This is a genomic window from Aliiroseovarius conchicola (genome assembly GCF_041403445.1).
Lineage (GTDB): Bacteria > Pseudomonadota > Alphaproteobacteria > Rhodobacterales > Rhodobacteraceae > Aliiroseovarius > Aliiroseovarius conchicola.
Map to the genome: position 1 here is coordinate 314,738 of NZ_JBGEHL010000004.1, position 17,415 is coordinate 332,152.

The 17,415-nt window shown below is 56.6% G+C and carries 17 protein-coding genes; 11 read left to right on the forward strand and 6 right to left on the reverse strand.

Annotated features, from left to right (window positions below):
• Positions 1-85: 85 nt before the first annotated feature.
• The 3 genes from V6N04_RS09690 to mmsB are packed head-to-tail and all read left to right on the forward strand — an operon-like array spanning position 86 to position 3,161.
• Entirely contained in the window at positions 86-1,237 is a 1,152-nt protein-coding gene (locus V6N04_RS09690; protein ID WP_371169939.1) for an acyl-CoA dehydrogenase family protein, read from the forward strand.
• Positions 1,237-2,292: an enoyl-CoA hydratase/isomerase family protein gene (locus tag V6N04_RS09695; protein WP_371169940.1), complete on the forward strand. Its 1,056-nt coding sequence runs from the start codon at positions 1,237-1,239 to the stop codon at positions 2,290-2,292. Before V6N04_RS09690 ends, V6N04_RS09695 begins: the two co-directional genes overlap by 1 nt.
• Complete coding sequence (gene mmsB, locus V6N04_RS09700) at positions 2,289-3,161, forward strand: 3-hydroxyisobutyrate dehydrogenase (protein ID WP_371169941.1); 873 nt, start codon at positions 2,289-2,291, stop codon at positions 3,159-3,161. Before V6N04_RS09695 ends, mmsB begins: the two co-directional genes overlap by 4 nt.
• A gap of 266 nt (positions 3,162-3,427) precedes the next feature.
• On the opposite strand, the gene V6N04_RS09705 is transcribed toward mmsB, so the two are convergent.
• The 5 genes from V6N04_RS09705 to V6N04_RS09725 form a co-directional block, all read right to left on the reverse strand.
• Complete coding sequence (locus tag V6N04_RS09705; RefSeq protein WP_371169942.1) at positions 3,428-4,819, reverse strand: TRAP transporter large permease; 1,392 nt, start codon at positions 4,817-4,819, stop codon at positions 3,428-3,430.
• A gap of 3 nt (positions 4,820-4,822) precedes the next feature.
• Complete coding sequence (locus V6N04_RS09710; protein ID WP_371169943.1) at positions 4,823-5,482, reverse strand: TRAP transporter small permease; 660 nt, start codon at positions 5,480-5,482, stop codon at positions 4,823-4,825.
• A 98-nt stretch (positions 5,483-5,580) separates the two neighbouring features.
• Positions 5,581-6,582: a DctP family TRAP transporter solute-binding subunit gene (locus V6N04_RS09715; RefSeq protein ID WP_371169944.1), complete on the reverse strand. Its 1,002-nt coding sequence runs from the start codon at positions 6,580-6,582 to the stop codon at positions 5,581-5,583.
• Between the two features lie 235 nt (positions 6,583-6,817).
• Positions 6,818-8,059, reverse strand: a complete 1,242-nt coding sequence (locus V6N04_RS09720; protein ID WP_371169945.1) for a sigma-54-dependent transcriptional regulator — start codon at positions 8,057-8,059, stop codon at positions 6,818-6,820.
• On the reverse strand, positions 8,056-9,798 hold the full coding sequence (locus V6N04_RS09725; protein WP_371169946.1) for a sensor histidine kinase: 1,743 nt from the start codon (positions 9,796-9,798) through the stop codon (positions 8,056-8,058). Before V6N04_RS09725 ends, V6N04_RS09720 begins: the two co-directional genes overlap by 4 nt.
• A gap of 58 nt (positions 9,799-9,856) precedes the next feature.
• On the opposite strand from V6N04_RS09725, the gene V6N04_RS09730 reads away from it, so the two are divergent.
• Positions 9,857-11,032 (forward strand): cytochrome P450, encoded by a 1,176-nt coding sequence (locus V6N04_RS09730; RefSeq protein WP_371169947.1) that lies wholly within the window; start codon positions 9,857-9,859, stop codon positions 11,030-11,032.
• Between the two features lie 3 nt (positions 11,033-11,035).
• Here the strand turns inward: V6N04_RS09730 and V6N04_RS09735 are convergent, their stop codons facing one another.
• Complete coding sequence (locus tag V6N04_RS09735) at positions 11,036-11,497, reverse strand: Lrp/AsnC family transcriptional regulator (protein WP_371169948.1); 462 nt, start codon at positions 11,495-11,497, stop codon at positions 11,036-11,038.
• 140 nt (positions 11,498-11,637) lie between these two features.
• Between V6N04_RS09735 and V6N04_RS09740 the strand changes: the two genes are divergently transcribed.
• The 7 genes from V6N04_RS09740 (at position 11,638) to V6N04_RS09770 (ending at position 17,314) form a co-directional block, all read left to right on the forward strand.
• Positions 11,638-11,964 carry a DUF2849 domain-containing protein gene (locus tag V6N04_RS09740; RefSeq protein WP_371170005.1) on the forward strand — a complete coding sequence of 109 codons (327 nt, stop codon included), beginning with the start codon at positions 11,638-11,640 and terminating at the stop codon, positions 11,962-11,964.
• Positions 11,957-13,627, forward strand: a complete 1,671-nt coding sequence (locus V6N04_RS09745; RefSeq protein ID WP_371169949.1) for a nitrite/sulfite reductase — start codon at positions 11,957-11,959, stop codon at positions 13,625-13,627. Before V6N04_RS09740 ends, V6N04_RS09745 begins: the two co-directional genes overlap by 8 nt.
• Entirely contained in the window at positions 13,617-14,357 is a 741-nt protein-coding gene (locus V6N04_RS09750) for a phosphoadenylyl-sulfate reductase (RefSeq protein ID WP_371169950.1), read from the forward strand. The genes V6N04_RS09745 and V6N04_RS09750 overlap by 11 nt, the downstream gene beginning before the upstream one ends.
• Entirely contained in the window at positions 14,354-14,764 is a 411-nt protein-coding gene (locus V6N04_RS09755; RefSeq protein WP_371169951.1) for a DUF934 domain-containing protein, read from the forward strand. Before V6N04_RS09750 ends, V6N04_RS09755 begins: the two co-directional genes overlap by 4 nt.
• Before the next feature lie 67 nt (positions 14,765-14,831).
• Entirely contained in the window at positions 14,832-15,686 is an 855-nt protein-coding gene (locus tag V6N04_RS09760) for a ferredoxin--NADP reductase (protein WP_371169952.1), read from the forward strand.
• 377 nt (positions 15,687-16,063) lie between these two features.
• On the forward strand, positions 16,064-16,675 hold the full coding sequence (locus tag V6N04_RS09765) for an autoinducer binding domain-containing protein (RefSeq protein WP_371169953.1): 612 nt from the start codon (positions 16,064-16,066) through the stop codon (positions 16,673-16,675).
• A gap of 51 nt (positions 16,676-16,726) precedes the next feature.
• Positions 16,727-17,314, forward strand: a complete 588-nt coding sequence (locus V6N04_RS09770; protein WP_371169954.1) for an acyl-homoserine-lactone synthase — start codon at positions 16,727-16,729, stop codon at positions 17,312-17,314.
• Positions 17,315-17,415 lie beyond the last annotated feature (101 nt).

Consider the following 17,415-nt stretch of genomic DNA (forward strand, 5'->3'; position numbering starts at 1 on the left):
GCGAAACTCTACTCGCCCTTGAAAAACTCCTGTAAGGATTGCGCCATAACGTGGCCGCAACATCGCACACGGGAGACTTAACTTCATGGATTTCGCGCTTTCCGAAGAGCAAACGCTCATCTTTGACATGGCGAAGAGCTTTGGCGACGAACACATCGCACCCTACGGTGAGACTTGGGAAGCCGAAGGCAGTATCCCGAAGTCGCTGTGGCCAAAACTAGCGGAACTTGGATTTGGCGGCATTTACGTGTCCGAGGAATTTGGGGGATCGGGCCTATCGCGGCTAGACGCCACATTGGTCTTCGAAGCACTGGCAATGGCCGACCCCTCGGTCGGTTCGTTCCTGTCGATCCACAACATGTGCGGTGGCATGATAGACAAGTTTGGCTCGGCCGAAAGCAAGCAGAAATGGCTGCCAGACCTGTGTTCGATGAACAAGGTCTTCTCATACTGCCTGACCGAACCCGGATCAGGTTCGGACGCATCTGCACTTAAAACGCGAGCCACCAAGACAAACGAAGGATATGTGCTGAACGGCAACAAAGCGTTTATCTCGGGCGGGAACTATTCTGACGTCTATGTGACCATGTGCCGAACAGGCGAAGACGGCCCCAAAGGTATTTCGACCGTGGTTGTCGAAAGTGGGACGCCGGGTCTGAGTTTTGGCGCCAATGAACGCAAGATGGGTTGGAAATCTCAGCCGACAAGCCAAGTGCAGTTTGATGATTGCAAGGTGCCGCTCGAAAACCTGCTGGGCGAAGAAGGCAAAGGCTTCAGCTATGCAATGGCCGGCCTGGACGGCGGGCGACTGAACATTTCGGCCGGCGCATTGGGTGGCGCGCAGCGCGCGCTTGACCTGACACTGCAATACATGGGCGAACGCAAGGCCTTCGGCAAAACCATCGACCAGTTTCAGGCCCTGCAATTCCGTCTGGCTGAGTATGAGACCCGCCTGCAAGCCGCCCGCACCTTCCTTCGACAAGCGGCATGGAAGCTTGACAACGGCGCCCATGACGCTTCGAAATTCTGTGCAATGGCCAAACTCATGGTGACTGACGCAGCCTTTGATGTGGCCAATGGCTGCCTACAACTGCATGGCGGGTATGGCTATTTGTCAGATTACGGTATCGAAAAAATCGTGCGCGACCTGCGCGTTCACCAAATCCTCGAAGGCACAAACGAAATCATGCGCCTGATTATTGCCCGCCAATTGCTAGCAGAACGCGACCGCGCCTGATGTCCGACATTTTCATAAGAAAAGAAGGGAAAGCTGGGCGCATAACCTTGACCCGGCCGCATGCCTTGAACGCCCTATCATACAAGATGTGCCTCGCCGTCGACGCCGCGCTGATCGAATGGGCCAGCGACGACGATGTCCAACTGATCTTGATCGACGCCGAGGGAGAAAAAGCATTCTCGGCAGGCGGCGACATCGCTGAGCTGTACGAGGCTGGGACCAGGGGCAACTACATCTACGGCGAAGATTTCTGGCGCGATGAATATCGGATGAACGCCCGCCTTCATACCTATCTTAAGGACACCGGCAAACCCGTTGTCAGTTTTCTGCAAGGGTTCACCATGGGGGGCGGAATGGGGCTTGGATGCCACGGATCGCACCGCATCGTCGGAGAGAGCAGCCGCATCGCGATGCCCGAATGCGCCATCGGACTTGTGCCCGACGTCGGCAGTTCGTTGATACTGGCCAACGCGCCGGGTCACTTAGGGGAATTCGTCGGTTTGACCGGTTACCGGATGGGGTCCGCCGATGCGATCTATGTTGGATTTGCTGATACATTTATCAGCGAAACCAAATGGGATGGTCTGAAGAAAGCGTTGGTCGATACTGGCGACATCGACACACTTGATACGCTCGCGCAGGATCGCATTGCAGAGCAACTCGTGACCCTTGAGGCCGAGATCGACAGGATATTTTCCCACGAAACGCTTTTGGAAATCGCAGGCGAGCTTGGCAAAGCCTGCGCGCCGTTTTTTGAGACACCAGCCCGCACTTTCGCAAAAAACTCTCCACTTGCCATGGCTTGCGCCCTTCGCATCATACGCGACATCCGCAAGCGGCCGACAATTCACGAGGCGCTGGAAATGGAATACCGCTACACGTCGCGCGCGATGGAAAAAAGCGATTTTCTCGAAGGTATCCGCGCCGCCGTCATCGACAAGGATCGATCGCCAAGCTGGCGTTATGGGCTGCATGATATCCCGCAAGAAAAAATCGACGCGATGCTTGCGCCGAAGAATGATCAGACACTCACATTCGAAGGAGACATGCCATGAAAATCGGATTTATCGGATTGGGCAATATGGGTGGCCCGATGGCTGCGAACCTCGTTAAAGCCGGGCATGAGGTCACGGGGTTCGACATGGCCGAGGTCCAGATCGACGGCGTTGAAATGGCCGCCTCAAGCGCCGAGGCCGCGTCAGGGCAGGATGTGGTCATCACCATGTTACCCAACGGCCAGATCCTGCGCGCCGTCGCTGGTGAAATCGTGCCCGCCATGGCAACGGGCGCAGCTTTTGTCGACTGCTCGACGGTCGACGTTGAAAGTGCACGAGATGTGGCCAGTCTTGCGACCGATGCTGGCCTTCTGGCGGTCGACGCCCCCGTTTCTGGCGGTGTCGGCGGTGCATCAGCCGGCACGCTGACCTTCATGGCCGGCGGTTCGCCCGAGGCCTTCGCCAAAGCTGACCCACTGTTCGACATTATGGGCCAGAAAGCGGTTCATTGCGGCGATAGTGGTGCGGGACAAGCTGCCAAAATCTGCAACAACATGATCCTTGGCGTCACCATGATCGGTACCTGCGAGGCGTTCGCGCTGGCCGACAAGCTTGGCCTTGATCGTCAGAAAATGTTCGACGTTGTGTCTACCTCGTCCGGCTACAGCTGGACGATGAATGCCTACTGTCCGGCACCCGGCGTGGGACCCCAATCCCCTGCAGACAACGACTACCAGCCCGGCTTTGCGGCAGAACTTATGTTGAAAGACCTCCGCCTGTCACAACAAGCAGCCGAAGCTGCGGACGCGGATACGCCCTTGGGCCAAGAAGCAACAACCCTATATGAAAAATTCGTCGAGGCCGAAGATGGGCTGGGCAAGGATTTCTCGGCCATGCTGCCGCGGTTCGAAAAGCGCGGTCGCGGCTGACATAAGAAGGGGCTCTGCCCCTACGACTTGCCCCTCGGGGCAAGTCTACCCCGGGATATTTCTGGAAAGAAAATGAGGTGGGGCCATATTCTTTCCGCAAATATCCCCGCCGGAGGCATTAAATCTGTGCTCCGCGTAGCATTTTCAGCAATTCGCAACTTTTCACAGCTAAACCCGTCATTGTAGCGAGTGAAACGGTAAACGCCGGGCCCTCTTGGACCCGGCGCTGTTTTGAAAGGGTGGGCCGCGCAATGCAGCCCGCCCTTCTATTTTGTGATGATCTCTGGTCCCAAGATACTGGTTGGCAGCCAAGTGGACAGCCATGGGACATAGGTGATCAGGATCAAGAATACGAACAGTACTGCAAGGAACGGGGCGGCGGCTTTCACGACCCGCATCATTGGCATGCCGGCAACGCCCGACGTCACGAAAAGGTTCAGGCCGACCGGTGGTGTGATCATACCAATCTCCATGTTCACCACCATGATGATGCCCAAATGGATGGGATCGATTCCCAGTTCGATCGCAATTGGGAAGACCAACGGCGCAACAATGACAATCAAGCCCGAGGGTTCCATAAACTGTCCGCCGATCAGCAAGATCACGTTGACGACAATCAGGAACATGATTTTGCCAAACCCGGCCGACAACATTGCGCCCGCGATCTGCTGTGGAATTTGTTCGTCGGTCAGGACGTGTTTCAAGATCAGGGCGTTTGCGATGATAAACATCAGCGTAATCGTCAAACGACCTGCTTCGAACAGAGTTGCACGGGTATCCTTATGAAAGAACGCCGTTATCAGCGCTTGAGGTTTTTGCAGAAGCGTCTTCTTGCCGTCACCCTGATCCGCCAATGGTCCCATATCGCGATAAACAAAGCACGCCACAATGAATGCATAAACCGAAGCAACAGCCGCCGCTTCTGTTGGGGTAAAGAACCCGCCTGTCACGCCCGGAATACCATAGATACCCAGCATGATAATCACGATCAACAACAAGCCCCAGATCGCGTCTGCGAAACTTGATAAGATCTCTCTCCAGCCTGCGAAATCGCCTTTCGGCATGTTCTTGATCGTTGCCATCACGTAGATCGCAATCATCAGAAATACGCCGGCTAGAATGCCCGGAATGACACCCGCTAGGAACATCCGTCCGACCGAAACTTCAACCGCCGAGGCATAAACCACCATAACGATGGAGGGGGGGATCAAGATGCCAAGTGTACCGGCGTTACAGATCACACCCGCAGCAAAATCCTTGGTGTATCCCACCTGACGCATGGCCGCGATGACGATTGTCCCGATGGCTACAACCGTGGCTGGAGATGACCCGGATAGGGCAGCAAACAGCATGCATGCGAAAACGCCTGCAATCGCCAGCCCGCCCCGAAAATGCCCCACGCAAGCGATTGAGAAGCGGATGATCCGCTGGGCCACGCCCCCCGTCGACATGAAGCTTGAGGCAAGGATGAAAAAGGGGATGGCAAGGAGCGTGTAGTGCGCGGCCTCGGCCTGATAGAAGCTCTGCGCCACCGATGCGAGCGATGTGTCCGAGAACACCAAAAGAAAGATGATCGAGCTCATGCCCAGCGCCACCGCAATCGGTACGCCGATCATCAGAAACCCGATGACCATTGCGAATAGAAAGACGACATCCATGGCTTAACCCTCTGCTTTCTGGTCTTGCAGTTGTTCGATCTCGTCTTCCACTTCGTGACTGACGATCAGCGCGTCTTGCTTTCCGCGCCAGATGCGCAAAGTTGCCTGCACGAAACGAAACAATAGAAGCGCAGTGCCAATCGGCAAGATCGCATAGGGGATCACGCGGGGCAGCTTGTCATAGGTCTCGCCCTGATTGATCCAGCCTTCCATGAAGCGCAGGAAGTCCGGCATCGGAACCTGGTCGGTGATATACCATGCCTGATCTCGGGTTTTCTCGAACCCTGTTGGGAACCAGCGTCCCGAGGTCCGGTCAAGCGCCGCATATGGCGCCCAGTAGTCCCACGCGCCCTTGAGCAACAAGAAAGCATAGATGATACAAATAGCCCCCGCCGTCAGGGCAACAGCCCTGCGAAGCCGCGGCGACATCATATTGGTCAGAACGTCGACGCCCAGATGAGCGGTGACTTTCACGCCGTAGCTCACCCCGAACAAAACCAGCCAGGCAAACAGGATCAACGTGACCTCTTGCCCCCAGATCAGGGATGAATTGAACAGTTTACGCAAGACCACGTTGGCGAACGTGACCATCACCATCAGGCCAAGGATGGTGGCAATTGCCGTTTCCTCGAAGCCCATAGATTTATGTGTAGAAGAGCTCATGGCTATCCCCTCCCCATGAGAATGGGCCGCGCGAGCGCAAGGCCGGTGTTGGAGGCGTCGTTCAGGGCCCGCACATAACGGGCCCTGATCAGTGATGCTTAGTGCATCCCGTTGATTTTCTGGGCTTCTGCGATGTTCTCGGCACCCACGTCACCTTCGAACTGAGTCCAGACCGGCTTCATCGCCTCGACCCAAGCTGCGCGTTGCTCATCCGTCAATTGGCGAACGACTGCGCCGGTGTCGACGATGGACTGCTTTGCCGCTTCGTTCACCGCGAAGGCTTCGCCGTTGCGGGCGTCAGTCACTTCATCAATGATCTGTGAAAGCTGGTCACGAACATCTGCGGGCAGGCCTTCCCACCAATCCACATTGGTCACCAAAAGATAGTCGATGATGCCGTGGTTGGTCTCGGTCGTGCCATCCTGCACTTCGAAGAACTTCTTACCATAGATGTTGGACCAGGTATTTTCTTGCCCGTCCACAACTCCGGTTTGCAGCGCTCCATAGACCTCGGAGAATGCCATCGGCTGCGGGCTTGCGCCGATTGCTTCCATCTGGGCCACCAGAACATCAGACGTCTGGACCCGGAATTTTAAACCAGCTGCATCAGTCGGCAACTCAAGCGGTTTGTTGGCCGAGAACTGCTTCAGGCCGTTATGCCAGAAAGCCAGTCCAAGAAGACCGCGACGGGTCATCGATTCTTTCATCGCCTGACCAGTTTCGGATTGCTGGAACGCGTCCACGGCATCCATGTTTTTGAACATGAAAGGCAGATCGAAAATGCGGAACTGCTTGGTGAACGCTTCAAATTTTGACAAGGATGGAGCGGCCAGTTGCACGTCGCCTTGCAGCATCGCTTCCAGCACTTGGTTGTCATTGTAAAGCGTCGAGTTCGGGTAGACTTCCATACAAGCCTTGCCGTTCATCTCTTCATTCACGCGCTTTTCCAACAGCGACGCCGCGATGCCTTTTGGGTGCTTATCAGCGTTGGTTACGTGGCTGAACTTGATAACGATCTCGCCGTCGTCGCAAGCAGCTGTGGCCGTCGTTACAGATGCCGCGATCGCGATCGCAGATGCGGCCATGGTCAGGAATTTCATTGTTTGTCCTCCCAGACAGATATCCTCTGGCACCCGTGTTGGACGCCTGCCGATATTGGGTCACGGATTTGACATCGCGCCAAGAAAAACGGTCTCTAGAAACTAAGGGACGTATAATATATTTTTAATTCAACAACTAACGAGACGATCTTCGCGCAGAAGAGAGATCCAAGGAATGGAGCCTGAGCGGTTCTTCGCACAGGCCACCCAGTCAATCGTGCGGATTTCCACACAGTTATGACCGATACTGCTCCGGTCGAATCCCGTGCCGTGTCAGCTTGTCATAAAAGGTTTTGCGGGGCAGTTTTAGGTCGCGCGCCGCCGCACTTGCGCCGCCTTGATTGCGCCTCAGCGCCTCGATCAAGAGAGAGCGTTCCATCTGTGCAAGCTGGTCACTCAGACCCGGGCGTGTTTCCGATCGCGTATCTTGAGCGTCCTCAAACCCAAGCCCCATCGCAAACCGCATCGCAGCGTTCATCAGGGAACGCGCGTTGCCAGGCCATTCCTGTGCCATCAGGTGCCCGATCACGTCTTGGTCGAGCGGGGGTGGAGTCAGCGCGGCCTGTTCGCTCGCGATTGAAACATAGTGACGGAACAAAACAGGGATGTCCTCCTTACGCTCCCGCAGGGCCGGGATACGGATGCGAAGAACATCCAGCTTGTAATAGAGGTCGGGGTTAAACCGACCGGCATCAACTTCGGCGTCCAGTTCCCTGTAGGTACCTGCTAAAAGCCGAGTGCTACCTGCTTGATCTAGAAGGTGGAGAAGCGTGAATTGGGCGGGGCCTTCCAATGCGGCAACCTCGTCCAGAAACAACGTACCATGCTCAGCGCGGCGAAACGCATCTTCAAGTCCGGCAGCTGTCATTCCAGCCGCGGGCAACTTGACAAAAGGGCGTGTCGCGTCGCCCGACAAAAGGTGAATGACTTCAGCCACCTTCGACGTACCCGATCCTGCCTCACCGCATATCAAGACCTCAGCATGTGCTTTGGCCGCCGCCCTGACCCGGGTGCGCAAATCCTCGGCCAGCTTGCTTTCACCGAACAACAATCGCGCGGCCGCATCTCCATTCTCTGCCTGTGCTTTCAACGCGCGGTTCTCTAACACCAAAGCGCGTGTGCGCAACGCCCGTCCCACCGCCGTCAATAATGCGGCTGGGTCACACGGTTTTTCCAGAAAATCGAACGCGCCTTCGCTGATCCCCCGCACAGCCATGGGAATATCACCCTCGCCAGTCAGAAGGATGACCGGAAGCTCGGAATCCACCGCTTGAGCCTGCGCCAAAAGCGCAAAACCATCCCGACCGGGCATACGGATATCGGAAAGGATTACGCCGTCGAAACCTGCCTGAATCCGATCCTTCGCTTCGACATAGCTACCGGCAGAGATCACGTTCAGCCCGCCCAACTCCAACGTTTGCCCCAGCGCCTCGCGCACCATCATATCGTCATCAACCAAAAGAACGGTGTTGGTCATGCAGGCTCCTGCCAATACGGAAGTTCAACGGTGAATATGGCACCGGTTTCGCTGTTACGTCCGCGAATATCACCGCCGAAACTTTGCACCAAACCGTATGAAATCGAAAGACCAAGCCCCATGCCGTCATCGCCGACCTGCTTGGTTGTGTAGAAAGGTTCAAAGATGTGGTCCGGGTCTTTGATCCCCGGGCCGGTATCACATACGGTGACGGACAGCGCATGTTCCGCAATTACGCGTATTTGGATAATCTTGTCATTCTGCCCTGCCATCGCATCGGCGGCGTTGTTGATCAGGTTGACAAAGACCTGAGACAGACGGACTTCGCCACCCCTCGCATAGATTGGTGTATTCGGAGGCTGCCAGTCCAATGCCACCCCGTCCGCGCGCAACCTTGCGCCTGATAGCTCGACCGCGGTGTCGATAACCTGCGCCAGGTCAACCTTCCCCATAGGCTCACTTTCATTGCGCGCAAAAGCCCGCAGGTTCTTGATGATACGTCCCATTCGTTGCGACAGCTCCGAGATGCGCCCAAGATTTTGCTGCGCCTTATCGGTGCTGCCGCGTTCCAAAAATTGGGTGCCGTTCTCAGCAAAGCTACGGATTGCCATCAGTGGCTGGTTCAGTTCGTGACTGATCCCAGCCGACATCTGGCCCAGCGCCGAAAGTTTGCCTGCCTGGACCAAGTCATCCTGCGCCTTCTTAAGGGCCGCCTCCGCTTCGCGCCTCTCACGGTTTTCGCGCAGTAGATCCGTGTTGGCGGTCGATAGGGCCTGCGTGCGCTCGGCCACGCGTGCTTCAAGCCGTGCATTCGCCGCAGCCTCGATCCTGAGCCGTTCATTCAAGGCCCGTCGACGCTCCCCGACTGCCAATAGCAACGCCCCAATCCCCAGACAAATCGCCGCAGCGATACCAGCAAGCAAGGCTGCGCTGCGTTCGGCAGGCCCAGTATCAAGAAGGATTTCTCCTGTCAGACCAACCACTGGCAAATTGCGAGTCATGTGGATCGCGCGATCAGGAAAGTAAGGGCCCGCGTCCAGCTCCCAAACCTCGTGACCTGTCCACCGGCTGGGTGCTGTTGTCAAATACTGGTCTTCCGGATGCGCTGCATTGACCAGGTCCAACCGATTTGTCGCAAACACCCGTGCCCTATTCTGCGTAAAAAACAAGGCCGCAGCAGTGGAGGGCCAGTTCTCCTCGAAATCCAGCAAATTTGTGCGCGCAACAACCGTGCCCAGCGCGCTTCCGTCCGGGGCATGCATGGGCGCCGCAAACGAAAACACGCGTCGTGTCGCGCCATTCTGGGCCGTCTGGAACCGCGCTTCGGCGCCCAAAGCCCCGTTCAATGCACGCGAAATCAACGGAGCCGAGGGATCAAGCTGAGCCGCCCCCTCACCTGACGCCGCAAGAACCTTCCCGTCTACTCCGACCAACGAAAGATGATGCGCCCCGGTCATATCCGCCATGGATTGCAGCAATTGATCGGCAGCACCGTCAGCATCCTCTTCGCCACCCAAACGGGCACGCAACACGGGATGCTCTGCCAAGACCACAGCCAATTCACGGTATCGAAACAGGTGACGGGTCAACTGGTCCGATGCCAGTGCAAGCTCGGACGATGCCTGCTCTGCTAACGGAGCAAGGGCTGCGCGCCATGCCACGGCCCAAACGCCGGCGCTTACGGCAAGTGTGCCAAGTAAAAAGGGAAATACCCATTTGGTGCGCAAATAGCGAAACATGTGGCGAGAATAGAAAGCTGCGCTTGCAAAGACCAGCGAGTTTGGTGAACATGCCGCAATGCTACGCTTACAACAGTCTCCGACAGACCCCGACTTCATTCAGAATCCCTATGATTTTTACGACCGCGCACGTGCGGGCGGTGATCTGTTTTTTTGGGACGAATATGACATGCCAATGGCCGTCAGTTTCGGGGCCGTGAACGCATTGTTGCGCGACCGCCGGTTTGGCCGCGAGCCTGTCACCCCGATTGAGTTCCCCGATCACCTGGCACCTTTCTACGCGGTCGAAGCCCATTCCATGCTGGAGCTTGAGGCCCCACGACACACTCGCCTGCGAAAGCTCGTGCTGCGCGCATTCACATCGCGCAGGATCGCTGGGCTTGGACCCGAGATCGAGGTCTTAACGCATCAATTGATCGACGCCTTCCCAAAAGGTGAGTTTGACCTGCTACCGACCTTCGCGACCCGTATTCCAGTGATTATTATCTGCCGCCTTCTGGGCGTGCCCGAAGACATGGCTGATGACCTGCTGAAGTGGTCAAACGCGATGGTATCGATGTATCAAGCGCGTCGCACCCGGCAGATCGAGGATGACGCAGTTGCCGCGACAGAAGCCTTTGTGGCTTTCATGCGTGACTATATTGATCAACGGCGTGGCGATCCCCGTGACGACCTGATCACCGAGTTGATCACCGCTGAGGAAGAAGGCGAACGTCTATCCACCGATGAACTGATCTCCACCTGCATTCTGCTTTTGAACGCCGGCCACGAGGCGACCGTGCACGCACTGGCCATCGCCGTGAAGACCATCTTGCAACAGAAAACGCCCGCTGAATTCCTGACGACAGACACTATTGGTGGCACAGCAGAAGAGGTCGTGCGCTTTGACCCGCCGCTTCATATGTTCACGCGACATGTCTATGAGGATACAGTATTTTACGGCAACGAGTTGAAGCGAGGCGACGAGATTGGCCTGCTGCTGGGCGCGGCCAATCGGGATCCGGATGTGTGGGATGATCCCGCCACGTTTGATCCAGCGCGACCGATCAAACCCAACACGTCCTTTGGCGCAGGCGCGCATTTTTGCATCGGTGCGCCGCTGGCCCGGTTGGAAATGGCCCATTCACTGCCAATCCTGTTTGAGCGCTGCCCGAACCTAAGGCTCACCGCACCGCCCAAGTTTGGCAATGTCTACCACTTCCATGGGCTCGAAAAGCTCATGGTGCAAACCTGAGGTTTAGATCGGCAGCTCGGTCGAGAACTTGATCTCTTCCATCGACAAAAGCGCGGTCACGTTGAAGATTTTCACTTCCGAGATGAGGGCCTGATAGAACTCGTCATAGGCACGGGCGTTTTTCACACGCACCTTCAGGATATAGTCAATTTCGCCAGCCAATCGGTGGGCTTCCATGACTTCGGGGCGAGATTTCAAAGCGCTTAGGAAGTCTCCTTGCCAGGTGGCATCATGTTCGGCAGTGCGCACCAGAACGAAAAAACAGGCCTCGAACCCAAGGCTGTCGGCGTCCATCACCATGGTGTTTTGCCCGATCACGCCGCCCTCGCGCATCTTGCGAATCCGGTTCCACACCGGTGTCTTCGATGATCCGACTTTCTTGGCAATAACGTCCAAAGACTGCCCCGCATCACGTTGAAGCTCGCGCAAGATTTTCCGGTCGATCTCGTCCAGACGAACAGACATTTCGATATTTCCCTTCTTGTGGTCCGAGCGTTCCAACTGACGCCCAAACCGAAACAACGTTCCTTATTTACCCGCTCATATCGCGAATTGGTGGGAAAATGTCCTATATAGAGCAGGAACGCAACAAGAAAGGACAGGCCATGCCCCGCCCCTTTACCCCAAAAGTCGTCACGGCAAACGATCTGATCGAAGGTGACGTAATTTATCTGGCCCGCGACGGGTCTTGGGCGCGCGAAATGTGTATGGCCTGGCTGATCGAAGATGAAGCGGAAGCGGGCTCTCAGCTTGCATTGGCCCTAACCCAGCCGGACATCGCCGTTGGCCCTTATCTGGCCGATGCGCAAGCAGGTCCAACCGGTCCCGTCCCCACCCATTTCCGCGAAGCGTTCCGGGCAAAAGGCCCATCGAACCGCTTCCACGGCAAACAGACAGAGCAATCGGCACCGGAGGCCGTCGCCAATGTATGACTACAATCATTTTGACGAAAGCTTCGTACGCAATCGCGTAGGCGAGTTTCGTACCCAGGTGGCGCGCCGTGTGTCCGGCGCTCTGACCGAGGATGAGTTCAAACCCCTGCGCCTTATGAACGGCGTTTACCTGCAGCTACACGCTTACATGCTACGTGTGGCGATCCCCTATGGCTCGCTCAACCCGCACCAAATGCGCCAACTCGCGATGATCGCCGAGCGTTGGGACAAGGGCTATGGCCATTGGACCACGCGTCAGAACATCCAATTCAACTGGCCACGTTTGGCGGACATTCCTGACATGCTGGACGCGCTGGCTGATGTTGGCATGCACGCGATCCAGACCTCGGGCAACACGATCCGCAATGTGACAGCGGACCATTTCGCCGGTGCCGCAGCGGACGAGGTTGAAGACCCCCGCCCGACAGCCGAGCTTTTGCGCCAATGGTCCACCGACCACCCGGAATTCCAGTTCCTGCCGCGCAAGTTCAAGCTGGCCGTGACCGGGTCGAAAGCAGACCGTGCTGTCACCAAAGCGCATGACATCGGCATTCGCATCGTGAAAAACGATGCCGGAGAGATTGGTTATCAGATCCTTGTCGGTGGTGGCCTTGGCCGCACGCCGGTTGTTGGTCAGGTCTTGAAAGACTTCCTGCCGCGCGAAGACTTGCTGCCTTATGTCGAGGCTGTCGTCAGCGTCTACAACACGCTGGGTCGCCGCGATAACAAGTATAAGGCGCGCATCAAGATCACCACAATGGAGAACGGCATCGATAAGATCGACGAGCTGGTCGAAGCTCGCTTTGCCCAGCTGCGCCCGCTTTTCTCGGGTGTGGACCAGCAGCATCTGGCGTCGATTACCGCAGATTTCACCGCGCCCACATTTAAATCCGCTTCGCTTGAAGGCTACCACGCCGCACGCGATGCAGACCCGATCTTCCGGTCGTGGAGCGACACGAATGTCGATGATCACCGCGCCGATGGCTACGGGATCGTCACAATCTCGATGAAAGCCCACGGGGCGACACCGGGGGATGCGGATGGCAACCAAATGCGTGTCATAGCTGACCTTGCCGAACAGTTCGGACACAGCGATATTCGCATCAGCCACGAGCAAAACGTGATTTTACCCCATGTGCACCGCGCGGACCTGCCTGCAGTCTTCGCGACCTTGCGCGCGCATGGACTGGCCACGGCAAACGCTGGTCTGATCTCGGACATCATCGCCTGCCCCGGCATGGATTACTGCGCGCTGGCGACGGCGCGGTCGATCCCGGTTGCACAGGAAATCGCAGAACGCTTTGACGAGCTAAAAATCGAACATGATGTCGGCCACCTGCAAATCAAAATCTCGGGCTGCATCAACGCGTGTGGTCACCACCATCTGGGCCATATCGGCATCCTTGGTTTGGACCGCGCGGGTGTCGAGAACTACCAGATCACTCTTGGTGGCGACGCTGGTCCCGACACGGTGATCGGCAAACGCGCTGGCCCGGGCTTTGCCTATGATCAGATCGTACCAGCCGTCGAACGGGTTGTTCTGGCCTATCTTGAGCTGCGCGAAGACGAGAGCGAGACATTCATCGACGCCTTCCGCCGTCTTGGCGAAGCGCCGTTCAAAGCCGCCCTCTATCCCGAGGAGGACAAGACCAATGCCGCTTGAAGCCCCCATATCTTCACCCGCCAGTCGGGCCGAGGCACTGAATGGGCGTTACAAGCACCATTCGGCCACCTCGGTTATTGAACGCGCCTTGTCTGATAGCACCATCGGAGCACTGGCTCTGGTCTCGAGCTTTGGCGCAGAAAGCGTCGTGTTGCTTCACATGGTATCGCGCATCGACCGTACCGTTCCGGTGATCTTTCTGGACACGCAGATGCTGTTTCAGGAAACGCTGGACTATCAGGTGGAGGTCTCGGGAAGGCTGGGCCTGACGGATGTGCGGGTCATTCAGCCAGACGCAAACGAGCTGTTCAAACGTGACCCGGACAACATCCTGCATTTGGCGGATACAGATGCCTGCTGCGAGCTGCGCAAAGTTGAGCCTTTGGAAAACGCGCTTGAGGGCTTTGATGGCTGGATCACCGGGCGCAAGCGCTTTCAGGGCGGCAAGCGCGTGGACCTGCAATTCTTCGAGGCCGAAAACGAACGCCTGAAGGTGAATCCGTTGGCGCATTGGGCGTCCGAGGATGTTCGCGAATATATGATCAACAACCGCCTGCCCCGTCACCCGCTTGTGGGCCGTGGCTTCCCCTCGATTGGCTGTGCGCCGTGCACCTCGTCGGTCAAACCGGGGGAAGACCCGCGCGCCGGGCGCTGGCGCGGGGCAGAGAAAACAGAATGCGGCATCCACTTTGTCGATGGGAAAATGGTTCGGATAGGAGCTGAGGCATGAGCGTGATTGTAACCGATAACGGTTTTGGCCGTGACGATTGGAACGACGGCTTCGCCACAGTAGAGGAGCGCGCAGCCAATGATACGCGCGGTCTGCACTTGGCATCTGATACCGATCCGGCAGCGCTCGCCGATCTAATGGCCGGCGTTCCTGCCATCCGCATTGACTTCCCGTCCTTCGCGGATGGGCGTGGCTTCACCCTTGGACGCCAACTGCGCCTTCTGGGTTACGAAGGCCGCCTTCGCGCCCATGGTCATGTCATCTCGGATCAATACGCGATGGCGCGTCGGTCCGGCTTTGATGAAGTCGAGATCAGTGAAGAGCAGTCGATCCGCCAGCCCGAAGCCGATTGGTTGTCGCGCGCAGACTGGAAGGCCTATGACTATAGGTCGCGGATGACCGGCTAGACCGCCTCTCGGAACCCTCTTATATACCCAGACAGAAAGGGCGGGGCTTTGGGCCCCGCTGACGCTTATGAATGAAGTGACGCCCATTATGGATGCTGAAGCCAAAGTAAAACCGGTCCCCACCCTGCCCGATGCGCAGACGGTGACCGACGTTGAACACTACACCGACCGCCTGTTCAGGTTCCGCTGCACGCGGCCGCAAACCCTGCGTTTCCGTTCGGGTGAGTTTGTGATGATCGGCCTGATGGGCGATCCGCATCCCGAGACCGGCAAGCAGAAACCCCTTCTGCGCGCCTACTCCATCGCGTCCCCCAGCTGGGACGAAGAATTGGAGTTTTATTCGATCAAAGTGCCTGACGGCCCGCTGACCTCGAAGCTGCAACACATCAAAGTAGGTGACCAGATAATCCTGCGCCCCAAACCGGTCGGCACCTTGGTGCATGATGCACTGATCCCCGGCAAGCGGATGTGGTTCTTTGCCACCGGTACCGGCTTTGCACCTTTTGCGTCGCTTCTGCGCGAACCGCAAACCTACGAGGACTACGATGAGATCATCATCACCCACACCTGCCGCGAAGTGGGCGAGCTGACCTATGGCGCGAACCTGATCGAAGCTCTGAAGGACGATGAACTTTTGAACGAGGTCATCGGCGACGGCTTTTGGAAGAAGATTAAGTACTACCCGACCACCACCCGCGAAGAGAGCCCCAAGATGGGCCGGATCACTGACCTGATCCGCTCAGGCGAGGTATTCGCCGACTTGGACATCGAGCCGCTCAGCCCAGAAACGGATCGCGCCATGATCTGCGGCAATCTTCCGTTCAACCTCGAGCTCAAGGAGCTTTTGGAAGAGGCAGGGTTGGAAGAAGGCGCAAACTCGAAACCAGCGCAATACGTGGTCGAGAAGGCGTTCTTGGACTAGCTTCAACGCAGCCTTTCGTCTTTCTCAAGCCAAATCTCTGCTCTAAAGGGCGCGTCCGTATGCTGGCGCGCCCTTTAAATTTGCGATCTTCGGGCACCTCGCCTTCGTGGTGATTCTGGTAACGCCCCACTCTTCCGGTTCGGCTATTTTCGCCAAACTGACATCAATACAACCCGGCCCTGCAAATTGTTTACGATCTACAAAACACCAGCGGTTGGGCTATCTGCTTTTTTCGAGGCAGATTTCACACCAGAGCACGCCAAATAGTCAACGATTGTTGGTGTTTCTGGCAAGAACGTACATTCTTTTAAATTGTGATTTAAATTTTATATACAATTTAGGGTTGTTTTTGCCCTAAGTGTAACCAAAATTTAACTATGAGCCGTAACCAAGCAATAGACACGCTTCTAAGCGAATTAAACCCTGTGGCCACCGCCGGGTATTTCATTGGTCTTCATGTCCGCTTTGCGGCCCCATTGATGACCTTTCAGACCTATCCTGCCTCATGGATCAAACACTACACGCGCAACGCGCTCGCGCTGCGCGATCCCATGATCGCGTGGGGCATCTCTCGCACTGGTGCGACCCGGTGGAGCGACATTGATCTGCCTGACCCTTTCAACATTTTACATGACGCCGCACAGCATGGGTTGACGTATGGCGTTTGCGTCTCGTGCGGCGAGATTGCTTCGCGCACGGTTGCCGGTCTCGCCCGACCAGATCGTGAATTTACCGACGAAGAAATCGCCATGATCAGCGGCATCATCCTGCGCCTTCATCATGTTTCGCAGCCGCCTGATACGCTGACAGACGCTGAGATACAGGCGCTACAAGTGCTCGCCTCGGGCGAACGGTACGCGAACGGTGCGGCCGTTTTGGGCATATCGCAAAGCGCGCTGAAAGCGCGGCTGACGGCCGCACGCACAAAATTATCCGCCCGCACCTCGGCTGAAGCCATCCAGAAAGCCAAAGACTACCGACTTATTTAGCCCCGGCCAGCGCTACGGCCTGCGCCTTTTTCAACCAAACCGGAGGATGTTATGCAGACCACCACACTTTCTTTCGCAAATATACACAATCATGGCGAGCTTTTTGCCAATCTTCTTCGCGCTAGACGGCAAAGCTTTATCGTTCAAAACCGCTGGGACCTGCCCGAAGCCTTGGGCATGGAATACGATCAGTATGACACGCCGGCCAGCCGTTGGGTTGCCGTTCACAAATTTGGAGAGGTCATGGCCGGCGTGCGCCTGACCCCAACCACCGCGCGTTGTGGCATATACTCCTATATGATCCGCGATGCCCAGCTTGGGCTTCTGGATTCAATCCCCTCGGACTTGATGTATGACGAAGCGCCTGTGGCCGAAAACGTCTGGGAATCGAGCCGAATATTTGTCTCTCACAACACACCACAGCGCATCCGCAATGCCGTGATGGGCATATTGGTTAACGAGATGACAAAATCAGCCCGTGAACTGGGCGCCACCAAAGTTCTGGGCCTAATCCCAGCCGTATGGCCGCGCTTTGCCACGCGATTGAAACTGGATATCGAGCCGTCTGGTCGTGTGTTGCCAATGGAAGGTGCAGACAGTCAGGCCGTCACGATTAACCTGACCAACAAGCTCCACTGACCCTGTCAGGTATTTGAAACCCATGGACCGCTCCTTCCCCATCATGGGCAGGTAGCAGCCCATCGCAGAACCGTGATTTGGGGGCGCTCACATGCGCCCTC